Annotated in this window: 24 protein-coding genes; 17 read left to right on the forward strand and 7 right to left on the reverse strand. The window is 62.5% G+C overall.

The features are described 5' to 3' along the window. The first annotated feature begins 5 nt into the window (after positions 1-5). The 3 genes from AC1DZP_RS22125 (at position 6) to AC1DZP_RS22135 (ending at position 1,552) form a co-directional block, all read left to right on the forward strand. Entirely contained in the window at positions 6-302 is a 297-nt protein-coding gene (locus AC1DZP_RS22125; protein ID WP_095084392.1) for a 4a-hydroxytetrahydrobiopterin dehydratase, read from the forward strand. Positions 303-419: 117 nt separating this feature from the next. After that, the gene (locus AC1DZP_RS22130; RefSeq protein ID WP_477305702.1) at positions 420-773 is read left to right on the forward strand and encodes a YkvA family protein; all 354 of its coding nucleotides are present in this window, start codon (positions 420-422) and stop codon (positions 771-773) included. A 275-nt stretch (positions 774-1,048) separates the two neighbouring features. Further along, positions 1,049-1,552: an invasion associated locus B family protein gene (locus AC1DZP_RS22135; RefSeq protein ID WP_457152049.1), complete on the forward strand. Its 504-nt coding sequence runs from the start codon at positions 1,049-1,051 to the stop codon at positions 1,550-1,552. 119 nt (positions 1,553-1,671) lie between these two features. Here the strand turns inward: AC1DZP_RS22135 and AC1DZP_RS22140 are convergent, their stop codons facing one another. Further along, positions 1,672-1,971, reverse strand: coding sequence for a hypothetical protein (locus AC1DZP_RS22140; RefSeq protein ID WP_477305383.1), 300 nt, complete (start codon positions 1,969-1,971; stop codon positions 1,672-1,674). Positions 1,972-2,242: 271 nt separating this feature from the next. Here AC1DZP_RS22140 and rlmN point away from each other — a divergent pair, with 271 nt between their 5' ends. From rlmN to AC1DZP_RS22160, 4 genes are read left to right on the forward strand one after another with little or no spacing between them, the layout of a single operon-like run. After that, positions 2,243-3,478, forward strand: a complete 1,236-nt coding sequence (gene rlmN, locus AC1DZP_RS22145; RefSeq protein ID WP_477305385.1) for a dual-specificity RNA methyltransferase RlmN — start codon at positions 2,243-2,245, stop codon at positions 3,476-3,478. Further along, positions 3,475-3,948 (forward strand): hypothetical protein, encoded by a 474-nt coding sequence (locus AC1DZP_RS22150; RefSeq protein ID WP_477305387.1) that lies wholly within the window; start codon positions 3,475-3,477, stop codon positions 3,946-3,948. The genes rlmN and AC1DZP_RS22150 overlap by 4 nt, the downstream gene beginning before the upstream one ends. Then, positions 3,945-4,394 carry a hypothetical protein gene (locus tag AC1DZP_RS22155; RefSeq protein WP_477305389.1) on the forward strand — a complete coding sequence of 150 codons (450 nt, stop codon included), beginning with the start codon at positions 3,945-3,947 and terminating at the stop codon, positions 4,392-4,394. The genes AC1DZP_RS22150 and AC1DZP_RS22155 overlap by 4 nt, the downstream gene beginning before the upstream one ends. Continuing rightward, positions 4,391-4,876 carry a hypothetical protein gene (locus AC1DZP_RS22160; protein ID WP_477305391.1) on the forward strand — a complete coding sequence of 162 codons (486 nt, stop codon included), beginning with the start codon at positions 4,391-4,393 and terminating at the stop codon, positions 4,874-4,876. The genes AC1DZP_RS22155 and AC1DZP_RS22160 overlap by 4 nt, the downstream gene beginning before the upstream one ends. Here AC1DZP_RS22160 and AC1DZP_RS22165 read toward each other — a convergent pair. Then, positions 4,848-5,489 (reverse strand): LysE family translocator, encoded by a 642-nt coding sequence (locus tag AC1DZP_RS22165; protein WP_457152054.1) that lies wholly within the window; start codon positions 5,487-5,489, stop codon positions 4,848-4,850. The two genes, AC1DZP_RS22160 and AC1DZP_RS22165, sit on opposite strands and share 29 nt — an antisense overlap. A 200-nt stretch (positions 5,490-5,689) precedes the next feature. On the opposite strand from AC1DZP_RS22165, the gene AC1DZP_RS22170 reads away from it, so the two are divergent. Then, positions 5,690-6,913, forward strand: a complete 1,224-nt coding sequence (locus AC1DZP_RS22170; protein ID WP_477305393.1) for an argininosuccinate synthase — start codon at positions 5,690-5,692, stop codon at positions 6,911-6,913. Positions 6,914-6,988: 75 nt separating this feature from the next. Here AC1DZP_RS22170 and AC1DZP_RS22175 read toward each other — a convergent pair whose 3' ends face one another. Together AC1DZP_RS22175 and AC1DZP_RS22180 are read right to left on the reverse strand one after the other, a co-directional pair. After that, positions 6,989-7,660: a hypothetical protein gene (locus AC1DZP_RS22175; RefSeq protein WP_477305395.1), complete on the reverse strand. Its 672-nt coding sequence runs from the start codon at positions 7,658-7,660 to the stop codon at positions 6,989-6,991. Between the two features lie 221 nt (positions 7,661-7,881). Further along, the gene (locus AC1DZP_RS22180; RefSeq protein ID WP_477305397.1) at positions 7,882-8,679 is read right to left on the reverse strand and encodes a lytic murein transglycosylase; all 798 of its coding nucleotides are present in this window, start codon (positions 8,677-8,679) and stop codon (positions 7,882-7,884) included. Between the two features lie 147 nt (positions 8,680-8,826). Between AC1DZP_RS22180 and AC1DZP_RS22185 the strand changes: the two genes are divergently transcribed. From AC1DZP_RS22185 to rpsP, 8 genes are all read left to right on the forward strand, one after another. Further along, a complete protein-coding gene (locus tag AC1DZP_RS22185; RefSeq protein ID WP_477305399.1) occupies positions 8,827-10,074 on the forward strand; it encodes a flavin monoamine oxidase family protein in 1,248 nt (415 codons plus the stop codon). A gap of 85 nt (positions 10,075-10,159) precedes the next feature. After that, the gene (locus AC1DZP_RS22190) at positions 10,160-11,257 is read left to right on the forward strand and encodes a zinc-binding metallopeptidase family protein (protein ID WP_477305401.1); all 1,098 of its coding nucleotides are present in this window, start codon (positions 10,160-10,162) and stop codon (positions 11,255-11,257) included. A 64-nt stretch (positions 11,258-11,321) separates the two neighbouring features. Continuing rightward, a complete protein-coding gene (locus AC1DZP_RS22195) occupies positions 11,322-11,918 on the forward strand; it encodes a DUF1236 domain-containing protein (protein ID WP_477305403.1) in 597 nt (198 codons plus the stop codon). Positions 11,919-12,052: 134 nt separating this feature from the next. Further along, positions 12,053-13,051, forward strand: a complete 999-nt coding sequence (locus AC1DZP_RS22200) for a lysostaphin resistance A-like protein (RefSeq protein WP_477224728.1) — start codon at positions 12,053-12,055, stop codon at positions 13,049-13,051. Positions 13,052-13,113: 62 nt separating this feature from the next. After that, positions 13,114-13,374, forward strand: a complete 261-nt coding sequence (locus tag AC1DZP_RS22205) for a hypothetical protein (RefSeq protein ID WP_095083977.1) — start codon at positions 13,114-13,116, stop codon at positions 13,372-13,374. Between the two features lie 264 nt (positions 13,375-13,638). Then, complete coding sequence (gene ffh / locus AC1DZP_RS22210; protein ID WP_457152344.1) at positions 13,639-15,240, forward strand: signal recognition particle protein; 1,602 nt, start codon at positions 13,639-13,641, stop codon at positions 15,238-15,240. Between the two features lie 7 nt (positions 15,241-15,247). Then, positions 15,248-15,574, forward strand: coding sequence for a chorismate mutase (locus tag AC1DZP_RS22215; protein ID WP_477224730.1), 327 nt, complete (start codon positions 15,248-15,250; stop codon positions 15,572-15,574). Between the two features lie 95 nt (positions 15,575-15,669). Next, the gene (gene rpsP, locus AC1DZP_RS22220; protein ID WP_107651942.1) at positions 15,670-16,071 is read left to right on the forward strand and encodes a 30S ribosomal protein S16; all 402 of its coding nucleotides are present in this window, start codon (positions 15,670-15,672) and stop codon (positions 16,069-16,071) included. Between the two features lie 74 nt (positions 16,072-16,145). Here the strand turns inward: rpsP and AC1DZP_RS22225 are convergent, their stop codons facing one another. The 3 genes from AC1DZP_RS22225 to AC1DZP_RS22235 all read right to left on the reverse strand — a co-directional run bounded on the left by AC1DZP_RS22225 (position 16,146) and on the right by AC1DZP_RS22235 (position 18,191). Beyond that, positions 16,146-16,673 carry an SRPBCC family protein gene (locus AC1DZP_RS22225; protein ID WP_457152341.1) on the reverse strand — a complete coding sequence of 176 codons (528 nt, stop codon included), beginning with the start codon at positions 16,671-16,673 and terminating at the stop codon, positions 16,146-16,148. Between the two features lie 17 nt (positions 16,674-16,690). Further along, the gene (locus AC1DZP_RS22230; RefSeq protein WP_457152340.1) at positions 16,691-17,101 is read right to left on the reverse strand and encodes a DoxX family protein; all 411 of its coding nucleotides are present in this window, start codon (positions 17,099-17,101) and stop codon (positions 16,691-16,693) included. 184 nt (positions 17,102-17,285) lie between these two features. After that, positions 17,286-18,191 (reverse strand): bestrophin family protein, encoded by a 906-nt coding sequence (locus AC1DZP_RS22235; protein WP_477305405.1) that lies wholly within the window; start codon positions 18,189-18,191, stop codon positions 17,286-17,288. A gap of 178 nt (positions 18,192-18,369) precedes the next feature. Here AC1DZP_RS22235 and AC1DZP_RS22240 point away from each other — a divergent pair, with 178 nt between their 5' ends. Further along, a complete protein-coding gene (locus AC1DZP_RS22240) occupies positions 18,370-18,777 on the forward strand; it encodes an ACT domain-containing protein (RefSeq protein WP_477305407.1) in 408 nt (135 codons plus the stop codon). Position 18,778 lies beyond the last annotated feature (1 nt).

Genomic DNA, 18,778 nt, shown 5'->3' on the forward strand with positions numbered 1-18,778 from the left:
CTGACATGACGAGAGAGAAACTGGGCAAGGAAGCAGTCGCCGCAGCGTTGACCGGGCTCGACGGCTGGGCGCTGGCTGCCGATGGCGCCTCGATCAAGCGCACATTCACCTTCGCGAATTTCTCCGAAGCCTTCGCCTTCATGACCCGCGTAGCACTGGCCGCCGAGAAGATGGACCATCATCCCGACTGGTCGAATGTCTACAAGACCGTCGACGTGACGCTGAACACCCACGATGCCGGTGGCGTGACGGCGCTCGATATCGATCTGGCGAAGAAGATGAACCGCTTTTTCGGTGGCTGAACGCGCAGCGGTTTGCCAAATCGGCGCCGGCATCTTGCAGCTCGGGTCGGGTTTCACCACATTTTCGCTCGCGGGGCATGCGCTGGAATGCGCATGGACGCTCGCAAGGAGAAACTGATGGCGCAACAATCCGGTTTTGGCTTCGGCGGCAAGCTCGGCGACGAGAACGAAGTGCGCGAGAAATTCTGGCGCACGGCGAAGAAGGCCGCGCGGCAGATCCCCTTCATGGAAGAGGTCGTGGCCGCCTATTACTGCGCCATGGACAAGAACACGCCGCTGCGCGCCAAGGGCATTCTGCTCGCCGCGCTCGGCTATTTCGTGCTGCCGGTGGACGTCATCCCCGACTTCGTCCTCGGGCTTGGCTTCACCGACGACATCGCCGTGCTCACCGCCGCGATCACCGCCGTCAGCGCCCACATCACGCCGGCGCACCGGCAGGCTGCCAAGGACGCGATCGCCGACAAGGGCTGAGCAGGCCGGCGCCCGCGAAAATGCCTTTGGAGCCTGCGTTTGGCGGCAAAGCAAAAAGTCAAACTCTTGCCGCTTTCGTGGCCTCCAAGTCGCGAAAGGGACGTCGCGCCACCCGCTCGCAAGGCGGCGGCGCGGGAATGGCGGCGGTTTCCTCGGGTGCGGGTCCTTTTCTCAAAGGAAATTCACCGTTTGGTAACCCAGATTAAATCAAAATGAAGCGACGGGCAGGACGCCAAGCCGGCCTGCCGCCGCACCTTTGGAATACGGGAAAAACGATGCGCGGATTGATTGCTACAGTTTCGAGCCTGGTCCTGGTGGCCGTGGCAGCGCCGGCACTGGCGCAATCGGCGACCAAGATCGGCCAGCACAATGCCTGGGGCACCTACAGCTACCAGGCATCGGGCGGCAAGGTCTGCTATGTCCTGACCGTGCCGACCGACAAGCAGCCGCCGACGCTCGACCATGGCGACATGTTCTTCTTCGTCAGCCAGCGGCCCGGCCAACAGGTGTCCTACGAGCCGCAATTCATCGCCGGCTACACCTTCCAGGAAGGCTCCAAGGCCACCGTCACCATCGACAAGAAGTCGTTCTCGATGTTCACGCGGGGCAAGTCGGCCTGGGTCGAGAACGCCGCGGAGGAACCGGTGCTGATCGCCGCCATGAAGACCGGCACCGACATGAAGGTGACGGCGAAGTCCGGCCGCGGCAATCCCACCTCCTATGTCTTCTCGCTGAAGGGCATTTCGGCGGCGCTGTCCTCGATCGCCAAGTGCAAATAGGCAAAAGGGGCAAATAGGCAAAGCTTCGTTTTGCCAGAGCTTTGTTTTGCATGACAGGCCGGGCCGCAAAGCCCGGCCTTTTGCTTTTTCGGGCCGGCGTGTGTGCCGGCGGCTCAGTCTTACATGGCCATTTTTTCACATTCGGCCTGAGCCTTCTTGGTCGACGTATCGATCATGAAGGCTTTGCCCTTGGCGTCGGTCATCATCATCATGCAGTGCTTGATTGGCTTTGCCATCTTCATCATCTCGGCGCCCATCTTTGCATCCGGCATCATGGTGCCCATATGCCCGTCCGGCATGATCGCCATCACTTCTCCACCCTTCATCATGGTCATCGTGCCCATCGCGTCTTCGGCAAATGCCTGCGAGGCGGATAGGCCGACGAGGCCGGCAATAACGGCAAGCTTGAAAGAGTTCATTCTGCATACTCCCATTTTGTAGGGGCATGGTTGCCCCCTTCGGATTTCGAAGGCGCGATGGGAAACGTTACGCAAACACGACCATGTGATCGGTTCTTTTGCGGCGGGAAGATGGGGCAAGGCCGCCGGATGATCGCAACAGGCTGTCAGCCGACGTGCGCGGGGTTGCATTCTCCCCGCATGACTCCGCCCCCAACCTGTGCTATGCGCCGCGCTTCATGTCTGGCCCGATAAGTGAAATCGGCCGCAAACCGCTTATATCAGTGCAACCATGACCCTTTCATTCGATCTCACCGCCGATGGCGCCCGTGACGCATTGCGCGCCCGCGCCGCACAGCCGGAAAAGCAGTCGCTGATCGGCCTGACGCGGGCCGAGCTCGGCGAGGCCCTGGTGGCATCCGGCACCGTGCCGGAGCGCCAGGCGAAGATGCGCGCCCAGCAGCTCTGGCACTGGATGTATGTGCGCGGCGTTTCCGACTTCGCCGGCATGTTCAACATCTCCAAGGATTTGCGCGCCGAACTCGACAAGCATTTTACGGTTGCCAGGCCGGAGATCGTCGAGGAGCAGATTTCCTCCGACGGCACCCGCAAATGGCTGTTCCGCTTTCCGCCGCGCGGCGCCGGCCGGCCAGTCGAGATCGAAACCGTCTATATCCCAGAGGAAGGCCGCGGCACGCTCTGCATCTCCTCGCAGGTCGGTTGCACGCTGACCTGCTCGTTCTGCCATACCGGCACGCAGAAGCTGGTGCGCAATCTGACGGCGGAGGAAATCCTCGCCCAGTTGCTCACCGCCCGCGACCGGCTCGGCGACTTTCCCGATCGTGATACACCGGACGGCGCCATCGTGCCGGCCGAGGGCCGCAAAGTGTCCAACATCGTCATGATGGGCATGGGCGAGCCGCTCTATAATTTCGAGGCAGTGAAGAAGGCGCTGCTGATCGCCTCTGATGGCGACGGCCTGTCCTTGTCGAAGCGCCGCATCACGCTCTCGACCTCCGGCGTCGTGCCGGAAATCTTGCGCACCGGCGAGGAGATCGGCGTCATGCTGGCGATCTCGCTGCACGCCACCAACGACGATTTGCGCGACCTGTTGGTGCCGATCAACAAGAAGTACCCGCTGAAGGAGCTGATCGCCGCCTGCCGCGCTTATCCCGGCCTGTCCAACGCCAAGCGCATCACCTTCGAATATGTGATGCTGAAGGACGTCAACGATTCCATCGAGGACGCCAAGGGCCTGATCAAGCTGCTCAAGGGCATTCCGGCCAAGATCAATTTGATCCCGTTCAACCCGTGGCCGGGGACCAACTACCAGTGCTCGGACTGGGAGACGATCGAGAAATTCGCCGACTACATCAACAATGCCGGCTATGCCTCGCCGATCCGCACGCCGCGCGGCCGCGACATCCTGGCCGCCTGCGGCCAGCTGAAGTCCGACTCCGAGCGCATGCGCAAGGTCGACCGGCTGGCGCTGGAAGCAATGATGATCGCGGGGCACGGCGAGGCGTGAGCCGCTTCACCGCCAATTTCATCCGTTTCAGTTTGATGTCTCTAGGCTATGCCATAGCTGTCTTGATTGCTGTCTCCGCCATTGTCCTCGCCATGCTGCCGTTCATCTTGGTCTACGCGGCGGACGACGATCGGGAGTCGCGTTTCGCCGCCGAAATTGGCGCCTGCTTCCGGATTGGGCTCACGTTTACGTTCCTGGCAGGGCTGCCAGGTTTTCTTCTCACTTTGTATTTTGCCAACGTTAGAGGCTGGAGCCACTGGCTTCCATTTGCATGTGCCGGTGCCCTGAACGCCATCCCGGTTGTACTAATCCTGGGTGTTTACTTAGGGTTTCCGACGGCAATGGTTTCACTAGCAATATTGGTCGCCCTGCTTGTTCCATGCCTGCCTGTAGGCTTCCTCAGTGGCTTCGCTTACTGGGCTGTCATCAGAAACTCCCTTGGCCATGGTAAAACTGGTTCATTGCCATGACTCGTCTCTTCGCCTGGCTCAGACGCCTCGCCGTAATAGCAGTCGGCTATCTCTTCGCCGTGCTGACCTCGATCCTGGTGCCGGTGCTGCTGATCGCTCTCCTGGAAGGGATTGAAGACGGCAACTGGTCGATCATTTTCGCATTCGACTGGCTGGGCTCGTTCCCGCTCGCCGTGTTGACCGTGATGGTCGGCGCGCTGTTGATCGTCGGCCCCGCGATCTTTGTCGCCGAACGGTTGTCGCTTCGAGGATGGTTCTATTTTGCGGCCACGGGTGCGGTGACCTCCACCGCCTTTGGTGTTTCCATCCCGCGCTCGGCCGGAAGCTTTGTTTTCAATCCGGGCTATCTCGGTTTTCTGGCCACGGCCGGCATTGCTGCCGGTTCGGTCTACTGGCTTCTGGCCGGGCGTAAGTCCGGTCACCTCACACGCCGGGATCCGGGATGAGCCGCCTCATTGCTTACCTCGTCCGTTTCGCCGTCATCCTGTTCGGCTATTCGGTGGCCTCGCTGGCGGCGAGCGCCTTCCTCAACATCCTGTTCCTGGCTTCGCTCGGCTACATGCCGGAGCACGCGCACCCGACGGCAACAGCCTCGCTGTATTTCTCAATTCCGTTCGTCGCCCTGTTCGTCGCCTATTTCGCCTTCATGCCGGCGGCGATCGTCATCCTGCTTGCCGAGATCCTCGGCCGGCGCGACTGGCTGTTCTATGCGCTGGCGGGCGCGGTGGTCGCGGCCGTTTTCCTCGGCCTGGTCGACAATGCCCGTGACTCGGCTTTCGCGGTCAGGGAGACCAGCGCCATCATGGCAGTGGTCGGCGGCGGCATGGTCGGCGGGATCTTCTACTGGCTCAGCGCCGGGCGCTGGGCCGGAAGCTGGTGGTTGAAGGATGAGAAGGCCCCTACTTCGCCTGGGCCGTCAGGATCTTGAGCGCGAAGGCGGAAAACACGCCGGCAAAGAGATAGTCGACCACCCGCGTGACGCGCGGGCTGGCCTTCATCGCCGCCGAGAATTTTTCCGCCGCCAGCACCATCGGCGCGGTCACCGGGATCGACAGCACGATGAACATCGCGCCGAGGAAAAACAGCTTTCCCGGCGCATTCGGATCATGCGCGGAGACGAACTGCGGCAGGAAGGTCATGAAGAACAGGATGATCTTCGGGTTGAGCAGATTGACGCCGAGCCCCGCCGCCCAGCTGCGCAACAGCGAAATCTGAGGCCCCGTCTTCTTTTCCGGCGAAAACGCCGAGCCCCTGGTGATCGCCTGCCAGGCGAGGAAGACCAGATAGCCGGCGCCAAAGATCTTCAACACGAAGAAGGCCATCGGCGAGGCGACGATCAGCGCCGAGACACCGACCACAACCAGCGTGGTGTGGATCAGCGTGCCGCACAGCGCGCCCGCCATCGAGGCAAAGCCGGTGGCGCGGCCCTGACTCAGCGTGCGCGAGACGAACAAGGTCATGTCCGGTCCGGGCGTGATCGCCAGGATCACGGTGGCGATGGCGAACTGGATCAGCGTGGCGGTGTCTGGAATGAACGACATGGACAGCCCTTTGGCTCGGGAACACGCAAGCCTATAATGGATACGAACCATCGCTGCCAGCAACTGGACGGCTGAAAAGCTGATCCAGCGCCCCGGATCGTATCCCGTTGACCCGACGGCCCGCGGCGTTCGTCTCTTGCGCAGCCCGGAAACGGCGTGATACCTCGCCCGCCGAGAACTCGTGATCGCGGAACCGCCAAATGTCAAAAGCAAAAGACGTCAAGAAAGTCGTGCTCGCCTATTCCGGCGGCCTCGACACATCGATCATCCTGAAATGGCTGCAGACCGAACTCGGCGCCGAAGTCGTCACCTTCACCGCCGATCTCGGCCAGGGCGGCGAACTCGAGCCGGCCCGCCGCAAGGCCGAGATGATGGGCATCAAGGACATCCGCGTCGTCGACGTGCGCGAGGAGTTCGTCTCCGATTTCGTCTTCCCGATGTTCCGCGCCAACGCCGTCTATGAAGGCACCTACCTGCTCGGCACCTCGATCGCCCGGCCCCTGATCTCCAAGCATCTGGTCGAGATCGCCAAAGAGACCGGCGCCGACGCGATTGCGCATGGCGCCACCGGCAAGGGCAACGACCAGGTTCGCTTCGAGCTCTCGGCTTACGCGCTGAACCCCGACATCAAGGTCATCGCGCCATGGCGCGACTGGTCGTTCAAGTCGCGCACCGACCTGATCAATTTCGCCGAGCAGCACCAGATACCGGTGCCGAAGGACAAGAAGGGCGACGCGCCGTTCTCGGTCGACGCCAACCTTCTGCATTCGTCCTCCGAGGGCAAGGTGCTGGAAGACCCGTGGAGCGAGCCGCCGGAATTCGTCCACCAGCGCACAGTTTCGCCAATGGATGCGCCGGACAAGGTCACCGAGATCGAGATCGAATTCCTCAAGGGCGACCCGATCGCGCTCAACGGCAAGAAACTGTCGCCGGCCACCATGCTGGCAGCGCTCAACGATCTCGGCCGCGACAACGGCATCGGCCGGCTCGACCTGGTCGAGAACCGCTTCGTCGGCATGAAATCGCGCGGCGTCTACGAGACGCCGGGCGGCACCATCCTGATATCAGCCCACCGCGCCATCGAATCGATCACGCTCGACCGTGGTGCCGCGCACCTGAAGGACGAGTTCATGCCGCGCTACGCCGAGCTGATCTACAACGGCTTCTGGTTCGCGCCCGAACGGCTGATGCTGCAGGCGATGATCGACAAGAGCCAGGAAGACGTCGAGGGCACGGTGCGCCTCAAGCTCTACAAGGGCAACGTCATGGTCACCGGCCGCAAGTCGAAGAAGACGCTATATTCCGATGCACTGGTCACCTTCGAGGACGACCGCGGCGCCTACGACCAGAAGGACGCCGCCGGCTTCATCCGCCTCAATGCGCTGAGGCTGCGCACCCTGGCGGCACGCAGCCGCAAGAGTTGACCATCATATGGCATGTCCAAACCCGGCTTTGGCCGGGTTTGGACTGCTAGCTCGACGCGAGTCATAATCTGCCGGCTAAATATCTAAGTCTGACACATGCGGATAGATGTGGACCACATAGCGACTGAGAATATGTCGTTCGGAAAGTCCCATGATATGGTGGACGACCTTGTACGCGGCCTCCCACTCCGCTTTTGTTTCGGGTCCTCCGATATCCCGGTCTCCGACGAAATTCGCTAGCACGAGCCAAGCTTTGCACCCCTCGCGACGAAGGAAGTGCAAATGGGCAAGCCGGTTTGCCAATTGATAAAATACATCGACCCATGGCGCGCGCGGTCTTGCTCCGAGATATTCGATAGTCTGAGCCAGCGCTTTCTCGATGACCATGCGCGATCTCGGACCGGCCGATGAGGCTGGCGAACACAACTCGGCAATATGCGCCTTCGCCTCGACCAGCAGAATATCTCCTGCACTCGTCCTGCCAAGCGCGTCCCACTGGGGTCCGCGTTGGGGCCAATACTCCGAGAGACGACCGGACAACTCACCAACACCGACCAGATCAAGAAAATCGCGATCACGATATTCTGCGTAGTCATCATTCGCTATCGGTGACAGCCAAGCCGTCGACGCTGCAGTAGCAACAAATTCACCAAGGGGCTCGCTGAGCACGCGTGGAGTTCTATTCACCGCGCGCTGGATCCATTTCAGGCTGCCGCGCTGGCCGACCTTCTGAACGACCCTCGACATCTTGCGCCCCCGATTCTTCTCATTCCCTGGCTTTGATGCGAAAGCCTGCACATTCAGTCATAGCTCGGTCTCACCCAGACCGTAGCCGGCACCGGCATCGGCGCTCCAGCCGTGGTCGCGCAGGAAAGTTGCGGTCGACGCTAGCACGTCAGCATCAATAGAAAAGCCCGGCACATGGCCGGGCTTTCTGCAAAACGGAGATCTTTTACAGAGACGTCTCTTCAATCGCCATCGATCGCCGTGGCGATGCGGGCGATGGCCTGTTGATAGACGCTGGCGGAATTCCAGCCGGCAATGGCGCCGATATTCGACTGCGCGCTCGCACCGGCCCGCCAGCCATGGCCCTTGAGGAAGTTGGCGGTGGAAGCCAACGCAGTGGCCTTGTCGCGTAGGTTTCCGCTGCCGACGCCGTACTTCAAGACATTTCCGGGCAGGAACTGCGTGTGGCCGATCTCGCCATGTGCAGCGCCGACCGACGAGGAGGTCAACGCACCGCGATCAACCAGCTTCAGGGCCGCAATGGCATGTGGGTAAAAGAATTCCGGGCGGCGGCAATCGTAGGCAAGCGTCAAAATGGCAGAGACCGTATTCTGGTTGCCCATCGCCGAACCGAAGCCAGTCTCCATTCCCCAGATGGCGAGCAGCACGCCTGGCGACACGCCATAGTTGCTTTCGATTTTGTCGAACAGCGCCGCGTTCGACTTCTTCAGCGCACGGCCTTTGGAAATGATCGCGGCCCCGCCGCGGCGCTTCATGAAATCTTCCACTGAGCCGCTGAAAGCCTTGTGAATGCCGCGGTCGACGGAGATGGTCCTTGTTGCGTAGGTCGCGCCGGCCAGAGCGGCAAGACCCTTGGGGCCCACACCTTCGGCCCTGGCCTCCGCGGCGAACTCCGGCTTCCAGGCTTCGAAGCCGGCGCCAGTCTTGCCGCAGCTGGCCGCCGCCTGTGCGCCCGTCGCCAGCGCAAGCACCGCCACCACCGTGGTCACAAAAATCCTACCCTTGGCAAGTAATGCCATGCTTTTCTCTCCTGATTGCCTGAATCACGTCCCGTTTGCGAATTTGCCAGCGAAACCCGCACTTGTCACTGTCTCTGCTGCAGTGCTGGCGAATGCCGGGGAATTTGCCTACGATCAAGTGAATATTGTGGCGGGGGCGAAATAGCCATGGAAGACGTTGATGTCGTGATCATCGGCGCCGGCTCGGCGGGTCTGGCCGCGGCCAGGACCTTGCAGGCAGCCGGCCTCTCCTTCAAGCTGCTCGAAGCGATGGGCCGCATCGGCGGCCGCGCATGGACCAGCGACCAGCATTTCGGCATCCCCTTCGACATCGGCTGCGCCTGGCTGCACGCCGCTGACCGCAACCCCTATTTTCCAGAAGCCCAGGCGGCCGGCTGGACGCTGCATCACCACGACATGAATGTCGACCATCTCTATTATCGCAAGCGCAAGGCAAGCGAGGCCGAGGAAGCCGAGATGAAGGCGGCCGACGCGCGGCTGTTCGAATTGCTGGCCAAGCATGAGGTGAAGCAGGGCGACGACGATAGGCTGTCGGCGCTGCTCGCCAAGGGCCACGCGCCGCGTGCCGCGGCAACCTTCGCCGGACCGATGGATTTCGGCGCCGACGAGGACGAGATTTCGATCCTCGACTTTCAAGCCGCCGCCGATCTCGACCCCAACTATTTCAGCAAGGAAGGATTTGGTGCGCTGGTCGCCCGTTTCGGCGCCGACGTGCCGGTCGAATTGTCGACGCCGGTGCGCAGGATTCTCTGGGACGGGCCTGATGTCGCCTGCGTCACCGATCGCGGCACCATCCGCGCCAAAGCGGTCATCGTCACGGCCTCGCCTGCGGTGCTCGCCTTTGAGGAGATCGAATTCTCGCCGGCACTTCCCGACACGCATTTTGGCGCCTTCTTCGACCTGCCGATGGGCATGCTGACCAAATTGCCGGTCGAGATCCGGGGCACGAGGCTTGGCCTGCAGCCCTTCGACGACCTTTTGATCGAGCGCATGGCCCGGCACGACATCTATTTCCTGTGTTTCCCTTTCGACCTCGACCTGATGGTCGGTTTCGTCGGCGGCGACTTCGCCTGGGAGATGTCGGCAGCGGGCGAGGCGGCGGGCATCGACTTCGTCGTCGACCGGCTGTGCGGCATTTTCGGCAGCGACACCCGCAAGCACGTGGCGCGCGCCATGATGACCAATTGGGGCGGCGAGCGCTTCGTGCGCGGCGCTTACGCTGCCGCCCGACCCGGCCGCTCGCTGGCCCGTGCGACGCTGATGCAGCCGGTGGCGGAAAAAATCTTCTTCGCCGGCGAGCACCTCGCCGGTCCGCTCATCCAGACCTGCGGTGGGGCAAGGCTGTCGGGCGAAGCGGTGGCAAGACAGGTCGCCGCCCAGCTTGCGGCAAAATAGCCTCGATCGGAACACCGACCGGCGGTTCGCGTTGGGCACGGGCCGCCGTGCACCTATATGCTGGCTCTGAAGGTTTGACACCAACATGAAACTCTTCGACTGCCCGCATTGCGGCCACCGCCTCTATTTCGAGAACGCCCAGTGCTTGAGCTGCTCGAGCTTCGTGCTCTACGATCCCGAGCATGCGCGTTTTGCGCTGTCGGGTGTCGACGGCATCTTCCAGTGCACCAATGCGGATGAATGCGCCTGCAACTGGATGGCCGAGCCGGGACAGGCTTTTTGCCGCGCTTGCGTGCTGAACCAGCTGATCCCGGATCTGTCGGTCGACGGCAATCGCCGCCGCTGGATCCGCGTCGAGGCGGCGAAGAAGCGTGCCATCTATTCGCTGCTCGCGGTCGGACTGCCGGTCGCGCCCAAGCAGAACCCTGCCGACGAGGTCGGCCTTGCCTTCGACTTGCTGGCCGATCCGATCGGCGGCGGTCCCGGCGGCGAGCGCATCCTGACCGGCCACGACAATGGCCTGATCACGCTCAACGTCGCCGAAGCCGACTCGGCCGAGCGCGAAAGGCGGCGCATCGAGATGGGCGAGATCTATCGCACCTTGCTTGGCCATTTCCGCCACGAACTCGGCCATTACTACTGGGATCGCCTGATCCGCGACGATCCCCAGAGGCTGGAGTCCTTTCGTGCGCTGTTCGGCGACGAACGCGCCGATTACGAACAGGCGCTGAAGACCTATTATGCGAGCGGTGCGCCACCCGACTGGCAGCAAAGCCACATCTCGGCCTATGCCACTTCGCATCCGTGGGAGGACTGGGCGGAAACCTGGGCCCACCACCTGCACATCACCGACACGCTGGAAATGGTCCATGCGCTGAACTTCCCGCTCGGCCGGCTTGAGACCGTGGAGGCCAACGACTTGCCGCAAGGCGACACCGGCGGTGGATTGCAGGCGGCGCCCTCGGAGCCTGCCGCAGCACCTGAGCCTTTTGAAAAGATCCGCGCCCGCTGGCTGGTGCTGTCGGAAGCCTCCAATTCGATCAACCGCTGCATGGGCCTGCCCGACCTCTACCCCTTCGTCATTTCAGATGTCACGGCGCGGAAATTGGCCTTCGTTCACGAACTTCTGACTGATTTGCCAAGGGAAGCCGGAACAAATCGTGAGTTGGCGCAGGCGTTTTAGCGGGAACGCATGCGCCACTGCCCCGTTTTCGCTGGCGAGGGACCATGAAAACGGAGAGAAAACCATGAGATCCGTATTGTTTCCCGCAGTCGCTGGAATGCTGACGATCATGTCGGGCGCCGCGTTTGCCGACACCGCTGTATCCGCCGTCACCGATCTTAACGTGCGCGCCGGCCCCGGTCCGCAATATCCGGTGATTGGCGTGCTCGCCGCCGGCCAGTCGGCGACGCTCAATGGCTGCATCGAAAACAGCAAGTGGTGCACAATCGCCGAAGCCGGCGGCCAGGGCTGGGTCTATTCCGACTATGTGACGGCTGATTTCGGCGGCCGCCGGGTGGTGCTGACGCAACGGCCGCACGGTTCCAGAGTCGCGATCGTCTCGCCGCCGGAGGGCTACTCGACCGACTACACCGGAGCGATCATCGCCAGCGATCCGCTCAACGATGCCTTTCCCCCGCCTCCGACCGAGGTCAGAACCTATGTCGGCGCGCATCGCCTCGACCCCGTCTATCTAGATGGCGAGGTGGTGACCGGCGCGACCTTGCCCGACACGGTCGAGCTGCGCGAAATTCCGGACTACAGCTATCGCTATGTCTATGTGAACGGCCAGCCGGCACTGGTCGATCCGTCGACACGGCGCATCATGTACGTGGTGCGTTGACGTTAACGGGGTGACCGCTGCGAAGTGCAGCGGCGGTCGCCTTATGGCGTGTCGCCACGTCGGATCGGTGCGTGCGAACCGTCGAAGTCCGCGAGGCAGATATGATTGCGCGCGAGACGGCGATCTCCTAGATCATGCGACCTGAAGCACTTGCCCCCGAAGCACTTGCCCAAGGAATTCGCGTGATCGACCCTGCCGCCTTCGAACGCTACCGGCATTCGCCGAATGCCAGGACGACCTTGCCGCGCCTGTTCGTGGGAACGGCGATCGTCATCCTGTTCTGGGCCGCAACGACCGTGGCCGTGCTGTTCGGCGGCGCCTATCTGTTCTTCACCTGGCAGGCATCTGCGGCTCCGTCAGCCGATGGAGCGATGCAGGACTTCCTCGCCTCGCCGATCGGCATTCTCACCGCGCTCACCTCTTTTGCCGGCATCTGGATCGGCCTGTGGATCGCCATGCGCTGGGTTCATGGCGAGAAGCTGTCGGCGCTCTTCAGCGTCAGCCGTCGTGTTTCGCGTTCGGGCTTCCTCAAGGGGCTGATCGCGGTGCTGATCACCTCGTTTCTGTCCGAAATCCTGCTTTATCTGCTGCAGCCCGAGATTGCGCGCGGCCCGATCAGCCTGTCGTCCTGGCTGCTGTTCATGATCCCGATCGTCGCGCTCACCTTGCTGCAGACATCTTCGGAAGAGGTGCTGTTTCGCGGCTATCTGCTGCGCGGTCTCGCAAGCCGGTTCAAGAGCCCGTTCATCTGGGGGTTGCTGCCGGCCCTGCTGTTCACCTCGCTGCATTGGAGCAATAACTCGTCGGCCGCCATCAACGCCTGCGTGCTGGCTTCGGTCGCCGCTTTCGCGCTGCTTTTGACGCTTGTGGTCTATGCGACCGGCAATCTCGGGGCTGCGTTCGGCGCCCATCTCGGCAACAATCTGAGCGGATTCCTGCTGATCTCACACCAGCAGAGTTACAATTCCTTCGCCTTGTTCAGCGCCAAGCCGCTCGAAGGGCCGGGCTGGATGGTGTCGGATGCAATTCTCATTGCCCTGATCGGCATCGCCTGCAGCATGCTGACGGTTGCGTTGCTGCTGCATCCACGCTCGCCGCTGAGGGTAGCCGCCGAGCTCCCGAAGGCGAGCTGATAGACGCCGTTGCACCAAAGCCCGGAACGCGCGAGCCCTTGCAAAAAAGGAAGCTACTTCAATTGATTGATCCTCGGCCCGTCACCAGCGAAACTATCCTGAGGATTTTGCACCTTGTTCTCATCGAAATTCGCGCGACCGATAAGCTGGAAAAGGCCCGTATGCTTGCGGACGCGTTTCATAATGCGCCGGGCATGATTGCATCCGGCCACGACCCGAAAGATATCTGGGCAAGCGTCTTGTCCACTGCGCGAAGGCTGGAGATGGAGCCCTATGTCAATTCGCTGCTGAGCCATGTCCAATCGCGTCACATTTTGCACTGAGACCCCTACCGGCACGGCCCTTGTCTTGACTCTGCCACCGATTTCCTGTCTACACCCCACGAATTCCGCGACGAGTATCCCTCCGAGCAAGCCGACCAGGACGCCGAAGCCTCTTTGAGGTGAAGTGCTGTAAATCGATCCTGGAGGCCAACACCCGGCAGCGCTGAGCGCCCCCGGGTGCTTTTTGGTTTTGGCTTTTGCTTGGCGACCTGACGCGAACGCATTACCTCTCGGGTCGAATGAACCGGGATCAAAGGACGCAAGATGTTTGAATCGCTTCAGGAGCGCCTTGGCTCCATCCTGAACGGCCTGACCGGCCGCGGCGCGCTGTCGGAGGCTGATGTCTCGGCCGCGCTGCGTGAAGTGCGCCGTGCGTTGCTCGAAGCCGACGTGGCGCTGGAAGTGGTGCGCTCCTTCACCGACAAGGTGCGCGAGAAGGCCGTCGGCGCCGCCGTGGTCAAGTCGATCAAGCCTGGCCAGATGGTCGTCAAGATCGTCCATGACGAGCTGGTCGAGATGCTCGGCGCCGAGGGCGTCGCCATCGACCTCAACGCGCCGGCCCCGGTCGTCATCATGATGGTCGGCCTGCAGGGCTCCGGCAAGACGACCACTTCGGCCAAGATCGCCAAGCGCCTTTCCGAGCGTCAGAACAAGAAGGTTCTGATGGCCTCGCTCGACACGCGCCGCCCGGCCGCGCAGGAGCAGCTGCGCCAGCTCGGCGAGCAGGTGAAGGTGGCGACGCTTCCGATCATCGATGGCCAGTCGCCGGTCGACATCGCGCGGCGTGCCGTCCAGGCGGCCAAGCTCGGCGGCCACGACATCGTCATTCTCGACACCGCCGGCCGCACCCATATTGACGAGCCGCTGATGGTCGAGATGGCCGACATCAAGAAGGTGTCGAGCCCGCACGAAATCCTGCTGGTCGCCGACTCGCTGACCGGCCAGGACGCCGTCAATCTGGCCAAGAGCTTCGACGAACGCGTCGGCATCACCGGCCTGGTGCTGACCCGCATGGACGGCGACGGCCGTGGCGGTGCTGCCCTTTCCATGCGCGCCGTCACCGGCAAGCCGATCAAGCTGATCGGCACCGGCGAAAAGATGGACGGGCTGGAGGAATTCCACCCCAAGCGCATCGCCGACCGCATTCTCGGCATGGGCGACATTGTTTCGCTTGTCGAAAAAGCAGCCGAGAACATCGACGCTGAGCAGGCGGCGGCGATGGCCAAGAAGATGCAGTCGGGCAAGTTCGACCTGAACGACCTCGCCGGCCAGCTTCAGCAGATGTCGAAGATGGGCGGCATGGGTGGCATCATGGGCATGATGCCCGGCATGGGCAAGATGAAGGACCAGATGGCCGCTGCCGGTCTCGACGACAAGATGTTCGGCCGCCAGCTCGCCATCATCTCGTCGATGACCAAGGCCGAGCGCGCCAACCCCGATATCCTCAAGCACTCGCGCAAGAAGCGCATCGCCGCCGGTTCCGGCACCGACGCCGCCGAGATCAACAAGCTCCTAAAAATGCATCGCGGCATGGCCGACATGATGAAGGCTATGGGCGGCAAGGGCAAAGGCGGCGGCCTGATGCGCGGCATGATGGGCGGCCTTGCCTCCAAGATGGGCCTCGGCGGCATGATGCCGGGCATGGGCGGCATGGGCGGCGGCATGCCCGACCTGTCGAAGATGGATCCCAAGCAGCTCGAAGCCTTGCAGAAGCAGGCACAGGCGGCCGGCCTCGGCGGCATGAAGGGCCTGCCCGGCGGTCTTCCCGGCGGCGGTGGCCTGCCTGGTCTGCCCGGCGGCATGAAGCTTCCGGGGCTTCCCGGCATGGGCGGTGGCGGCCTGCCCGGCCTTGGCAAGAAGAAGTGAGGACGCGATGAACGAAGAAAAGGACATGGCTGACGCACGCATCATCCTGGCCGACTATCGCGCCTCGATCGACAACATCGATGCCGCCCTCATCCACATGCTGGCCGAGCGCTTCCGCTGCACCAAGGCGGTAGGCGTGCTGAAGGCGACGCATGGCTTGCCGCCGGCCGACCCGGCGCGCGAGCAGCAGCAGATCGCCCGCCTTCGCCAGCTGGCTAAGGATGCGCATCTCGACCCGGATTTCGCGGAGAAATTCCTCAACTTCGTCGTCCGCGAAGTGATCCGCCACCACGAACAGATCGCCGCTTCCAACGGTGTGACGAAAGCCGGCTGAGAAACCAGTGCATATCGCCCAAAACTGCGCAGCGGCTTTGGGATAACGAAAACCACAAACCAACTAACGAAATCAGAGTTTTTAGGAGAAAAGAAATGCCCTTGAAGATCCGACTGGCCCGTGCGGGCTCGAAGAAGCGTCCTTACTACCACGTTGTCGTTGCCGACGCCCGTTCCCCACGCGATGGCCGTTTCATCGAGTCGCTCGGCTCGTGGAACCCGCTGCTGCCCAAGGACGGCGAGCGCGTCAAGGTCGACGCCGACCGCGTCAAGCATTGGCTGTCGCATGGCGCCCAGCCGACCGACCGCGTGCTGCGCTTCCTCGACGAGGCCGGCCTTGCCAAGCGCGACGCCCGCTCCAACCCGAAGAAGGCCGAGCCGGGCAAGAAGGCGCAGGAACGGGCTGCTCTGCTGAAGAAGGCGCAGGAAGACGCTGCCGCCGCTGTCGCGGCCGCTGCAGCTGCGCCGGCCGAGGCGGAAGCCGCCACCGCCGAATAAGTATTGCCGTATCGCATTCACGAAAACGGCGGGCCTGTGCCCGCCGTTTTTGTTTGAACGCCGCCCGCCCAAGTCTATTTTTCGCCGAGGCGCTTCAGATTGGCGAGGCCGGCCTCGAAATCCTTGCCTATCAAAGTGTCGAAGTTCATGAACAGGCCCATCAGCTTTGCGATGAAGGGCCGACTGCCGCGCATCGCCCAGGTGACGGCGGTGTTGTCGCCCGAAGGCTTCAGAGTGAAGTCGACACTGTTGTTGGCCCTGAACGGCTTCTCGAAGTCGAGCTTGAGCGACACCAGCGAGGACGGCACCGAATTCGTGATCTCCATACGTCCCTTGCCGGCCTTGGCATTGCCTTCCCAGGCATAGGCCGCGCCCTTGCCGCTTGTCGGGCCGGAGAGCGTGCGCTTCATCTGAGGGTCGAGCTTTTCGTAAGGCGACCATGTCGGCCAGCGGCTGAAATCATTGATCAGCGGAAAGATCGCTTCCGGCGGGGCCTTGATGCTGGCCGTGCGGGTGGTGACGAAATCGTTTGGCCGTGTTGCCGCATAGATAAGCACGGCGGCGATGATGACGACCAGGATGATGAGGATGGTGCCGAACATTTCTCTCTCCTTCGTATCTATCGGCTGAACGGGATCAGTGCGCGCACCCGGGGGTCGCGCAGGTACAGGCCGCCCCACAGGATGACGCCGAGATAGACGCCGAACAGCGTGTGCGAGAACAGCGGGTTGTCGACACGCACATTGGTGGCGATGGCGCCGCCCATATAGGCGGTGAGCAGGATGGCGCCGAGCACCGAGGTGCGCGGCAGGGCGTAGAGCGCGGTCGAGATCAAACCGACGATGCCGAGCATGCGCGCGACATTGACGTCGGCCGGCCAGCCGAGCGGCACCATCGTCTGCGTGACGATGTCGAGCGGCGGCAGTTTGATGACGCCGTCGAAGACCATGAACAGCACGATGACGCCGCTGAGTGCGCGGCCGGTCCACAGGGCGCCCGCCGAGACGGGCGCGGTTTCGGAAATGCTCATAGTGTTTCCTCCAAGTTTCGAGCCCTATACACTGGGGTCAAGCCAAGGACGCGGTATGCGTCGGCGATCCGACACGGGTAGGATTCTTTTTGGCGCCGGTGGCAGCAAAGCCGTTCTGCTGCGATCCTTCGCCAGCGTTCGCGCTTCCACATCGCGGCGGCCGACAGAACCCTGTGTCGAGCACCTAAGAAAAATAGAACTTCTCGGCCGGCAGCATCTTCGGCGGCGTCTCGCCCAGCGCTTCGAACACCGAGATTTCGCAGACGCGGCAGAGACCGTCGAGGGCGAGGTCGTTGGCCTCGGTGCCGAACGGATCCTCGAGTTCTTCGGAAAGCGCGTCGAGGCCGAAGAAGGTGTAGGCGATCAGCGCCGTGAACAGCGGCGTTGCCCAGCCGGTGGTCGAGATCAGGCCGATGGGCAGAAGCAGGCAGACGATGTAAGCCGTGCGATGCACCAAAAGCGTATAGGCGAAGGGCAAGGGCGTGCCGGCGATGCGCTCGCAGCCCGCCTGGATGGCAGTGATCGATGCCAGCCTTTCATCGAGGATGCGGAACCCGATCGGATCGAGCTGACCGGCCCGGCGCTGCAGGTTGGCGCGTCGGCCCATGCGCCTGACCATCTCGTCCGCCGGGTTGGCGAAGTTCGCGGCCGTATCCGCCTCGGCGGCGATGAAGGCACGGGCGTCTTTCATGCTGTCGATCTTGCGCAACTGGCCGCGCAGGAAATGACAGAAGGCGAGCGCCTCCATCAGCAGCGCGCGCTGTTCGGCCGGATCGGCAATGAGACTGGTGGTGGCGCGCGCCAGATTGCGGATTTCGAAGACCAGCGTGCCCCACAATTTGCGCGCCTCCCACCAGCGGTCGTAGGCGGCGTTGTTGCGAAACGACAGATAGATCGACAACGTGACGCCAACCAACCCAAAAGGCGTGATGTTGAAGACGCTGAAATCGAGATGGAACTGGCGCGCCACGGCAAGGATGACCGCGGAATAAACCGCGAAACCCAGGATCTGCGGCAGGATGCGTGGCACCACCGAACCGCGCATGACGAAGAACAGCTGCAGGAAGGTGGGGCGCGGGCGAACGATCATCGAAAGACCTTTTCACGGACCGGCATCGGCCCTGAGCTTCGCTATTGTGCGAGGCAACAGGCGGGCAAGCTCAGCCGTCAGCGACATCGCCATGTCGCCCGTGCAATGTGCGGACTATCGGCATGCTTCGGCGGCAGATATTGAAGAGTCTGCGCCTTGCATCAGTCGAGAGGAAAAAATGACCGGCGAGACCGATCTGAGGACACTGTTGTCATCGATGATGCCGGAACTGCTGGCCGACACCTATGTCTTCGCCACGCTGGCGCCCGGCGTAGCCCAGCCGGAAGGCCTCGACCCAGTGATGATCTTCCGCGAGCGCGAGGGCGTGACGCTGATCGTGACTGAGGGCGCGGCCAGCGCTGCGGGACTTGCCGCTTCCTTCCACTGTCGGATGGTGACGCTGAACATCCATTCGTCGCTGGAAGCGGTCGGCTTCCTCGCCGCCATCACCACGCGGCTGGCCGCCGCCGGCATTGGCGTCAACCCGGTCTCGGCTTTCTACCACGACCATCTGTTCGTCCCCGCCGACCGGGCGGAGGAGGCCCTGGGGCTGCTGCGCCAGCTGGCCAAGGACAGCGCCGGCTGAA

Source organism: Mesorhizobium sp. P2_F8 (assembly GCF_056403655.1).